Source organism: Jatrophihabitans sp., assembly GCF_051960575.1.
Lineage (GTDB): Bacteria > Actinomycetota > Actinomycetes > Mycobacteriales > Jatrophihabitantaceae > JBQCEE01.
The window spans coordinates 1-3,343 of record NZ_JBQCEE010000089.1 but is presented as its reverse complement, the minus strand read 5'-3'; the positions used below and the strand labels follow the sequence as shown (position 1 = coordinate 3,343).

At 74.5% G+C, this 3,343-nt stretch carries 3 protein-coding genes; all 3 read left to right on the top strand.

Going from position 1 to position 3,343, the window contains the following annotated elements; genetic code table 11:
* Positions 1-521, top strand: a 521-nt coding sequence (locus tag ACTHMS_RS04620) for an aromatic amino acid lyase (RefSeq protein ID WP_440305496.1), incomplete at its 5' end; no start/stop codon positions are given.
* Positions 522-549: 28 nt separating this feature from the next.
* Complete coding sequence (locus tag ACTHMS_RS04615; RefSeq protein WP_440305495.1) at positions 550-2,211, top strand: urocanate hydratase; 1,662 nt, start codon at positions 550-552, stop codon at positions 2,209-2,211.
* The coding region (locus ACTHMS_RS04610) for an allantoate amidohydrolase (RefSeq protein WP_440305494.1) at positions 2,211-3,343 on the top strand (1,133 nt) is incomplete at its 3' end. The genes ACTHMS_RS04615 and ACTHMS_RS04610, both read left to right, overlap by 1 nt.

The window sequence follows — 3,343 nt, the reverse complement described above, 5'->3', positions numbered from 1 at the left end:
TCGACTTCATCGCGATCGTCACTGCCGACGCCGCCTCGATCTCCGAGCGGCGCACCGACCGGTTCCTCGACGTCGCGCGCAGCCACGGCCTGCCGCCGTTCCTGGCAGACGACCCCGGCGTCGACTCGGGCCACATGATCGCCCAGTACACGCAGGCGGCGATCGTCAGCGAGCTGAAGCGGTTGGCCGTGCCCGCGTCGGTCGACTCGATCCCGTCGAGCGCGATGCAGGAGGACCACGTCTCGATGGGCTGGTCGGCCGCCCGCAAGCTGCGCCGGGCGGTCGACGGGCTGACCAGGGTGCTGGCCGTCGAGCTGCTCACGGCCGCCCGTGCGCTCGACCTGCGCGCCCCGCTCACCCCGGCACCGGCGACGGCCGCGGTGCGCGACGCGCTGCGCGCCACGACGGCGGGCCCGGGCGCAGACCGCTTCCTGGCGCCCGAGATCGAGGCCGCCGTCGCCTTCGTGCGGGCCGGGCACGCGGGGCATGCCGCCGCGTCCGTCGCCGGCCCGCTGCAGTGACATCCTTCGCGACCACCGAGGAGATCGCATGACCACCGGACCCCGCCCCGTCCGCGCCGCCCGCGGCACGACCCTCACCGCCCGCTCGTGGCAGACCGAGGCCCCGCTGCGGATGCTCATGAACAACCTCGACCCGGAGGTCGCCGAGCGTCCGGACGACCTCGTCGTCTACGGCGGCACCGGGCGCGCCGCCCGCGACTGGGCCAGCTTCGACGCGCTGGTGCGCACGCTCACCGAGCTGCGCGACGACGAGACGATGCTGGTGCAGTCGGGCAAGCCGGTCGGCGTCATGCGCACGCACGAGTGGGCGCCGCGGGTGCTCATCGCCAACTCGAACCTGGTGCCCGACTGGGCCACCTGGCCCGAGTTCCGCCGGCTCGAGCGGCTCGGCCTCACCATGTACGGCCAGATGACGGCCGGCTCGTGGATCTACATCGGCACGCAGGGCATCCTGCAGGGCACCTACGAGACCTTCGCGGCGGTGGCGGCCAAGACCTTCGACGGCACGCTGGCCGGCACGCTGACGGTGACCGGCGGGTGCGGCGGCATGGGCGGCGCGCAGCCGCTCGCGGTGACGCTGAACGGCGGCGTGTGCCTCATCGTCGACGTCGACCGCGCGCGGTTGCAGCGCCGGGTCGAGCAGCGCTACCTCGACGAGGTCGCCGACTCGCTGGAGACCGCGCTGCAACGGTGCGAGGCGGCGAAGGCGGCCCGGCAGCCGCTGTCCGTCGGGCTCGTCGGCAACTGCGCCGTCGTGCTGCCGGAGCTGCTGCGGCGCGGTGTCGCCGTCGACGTGGTCACCGACCAGACGTCGGCGCACGACCCGCTCGCGTACCTGCCGGAGGGTGTGGACGTCGCCGACTGGGCCCACTACGCCGAGCGGAAGCCCGAGGAGTTCACCGATCGCGCGCGGGCTTCCATGGCGCGCCACGTCGAGGCGATGGTCGGTTTCCTCGACGCCGGTGCCGAGGTCTTCGACTACGGCAACTCGATCCGCGACGAGGCGCGGCAGGGCGGGTTCGAGCGGGCCTTCGCCTTCCCCGGCTTCGTCCCTGCCTACATCCGGCCGCTGTTCACCAAGGGGCTCGGGCCGTTCCGGTGGGCGGCGCTGTCGGGCGACCCCGCCGACATCCGCCCGACCGACGAGGCGGTGCTAGACCAGTTACCCGACAACGACCACCTGCACCGGTGGATACTCGCCGCGCAGGACAAGGTGGCCTACCAGGGCCTGCCGGCCCGCATCTGCTGGCTCGGCTACGGCGAGCGCGACCGGGCGGGCGTGCGCTTCAACGAGATGGTGGCGAGTGGCGAGGTCAGCGCGCCGATCGTGCTCGGACGCGACCACCTCGACTGCGGCTCGGTCGCATCGCCCTACCGCGAGACCGAGGGCATGGCCGACGGGTCGGACGCGATCGCCGACTGGCCACTGCTGAACGCGCTGGTGAACACCGCGTCGGGTGCCTCGTGGGTGTCGATCCACCACGGCGGCGGCGTCGGCATCGGGCGCTCGATCCACGCCGGGCAGGTCTGCGTCGCCGACGGCACCGAGCTGGCCGGTCGCAAGATCGAGCGGGTACTGACCAACGACCCCGGCATGGGCGTGATCCGGCACATCGACTCGGGCGACGCCGCCGACGACGCGCCGCTGGCAGCGCACCCGGACGGCGGCGTGCGGGTGCCGGGCGTCTGATGTCGTTCGACCGGCTCTGGGCCGAGATCGACGGCATCGGGCGGCACGGTGCGACGGGCGGCTACCGAAGGTTCGCCTGGACGCACGAGGACGCCGAGCTGCGCGAGTGGTTCGCCGGGGCGGCCGCCGACCGAGGGCTCGAGGTGGTCGTCGACCGCGCCGGCAACCAGTGGGCCTGGAGCGGCGATCCGGATGCGGCACCGGGCGTCGTGCTCGGCTCGCACCTCGACTCGGTGCCGGACGGTGGCGCGTTCGACGGGCCGCTCGGCGTGGTGAGCGCGTTCGCCGCGCTCGACGAGGCGCGGGCACGCGGTGTCTCGTTCGCGCGTCCGGTCGGCGTCGTGCAGTTCGCGGACGAGGAGGGTGCGCGGTTCGGCGTCGCCTGCGCGGGGTCGAGGCTGCTCACCGGGGTGCTCGCGCCGCAACGCGCGTTGAGTCTGGTGGACGGGGACGGGACGACGCTGGGTGAGGCGATGCGGTCGGCGGGCCGCGTGCTCGATGAGGTGGGACGCGACGACAAGACGATGCGCCGCGTGGGGTGCTTCGTCGAGCTGCATGTCGAGCAGGGGCGCGGGTTGGTCGACCTGGGCGCTGCGATCGGCATCGGCACGCTGATCCGCCCGCACGGGCGGTGGCGGTTCGAGATCGCCGGACGCGCCGATCACGCCGGCACCACGCAGCTCGCCGACCGGCACGACGCGATGCTCGGCTTCGCGGCCGCGGTGTTGCTGGCGCGGCAGCTCGCCGAGCGGCACGGCGTGCTCGCCACCGTCGGGAAGGTGCGGGCCGTGCCGAACGGCGTCAATGCGATCGCATCCGGCGTGGTCGGTTGGCTGGACGCGCGGGGGGACGACGCGTCCGCCGTGCAGGCGCTCGTCGCCGATTTCGCCGCGGGCATCGACGGCACGGTGCACGAGGAGTCGTGGACCCACGCCACCCGTTTCGACGCGGCGCTCGCCGAGCGCGTCGCCGGCCTGCTCGGCGGACCGCCGCGGCTGCCGACCGGCGCCGGCCACGACGCCGGCGTGGGGGCCCCGGCCGGGGGGGCGCCGGCGCGTGTGTTCGTGCCCCACCCCCCCCGCCTCTCGCCCACACCCCCCCCGTGGGGCGCACCCGACCCCCGCGCGGGCCG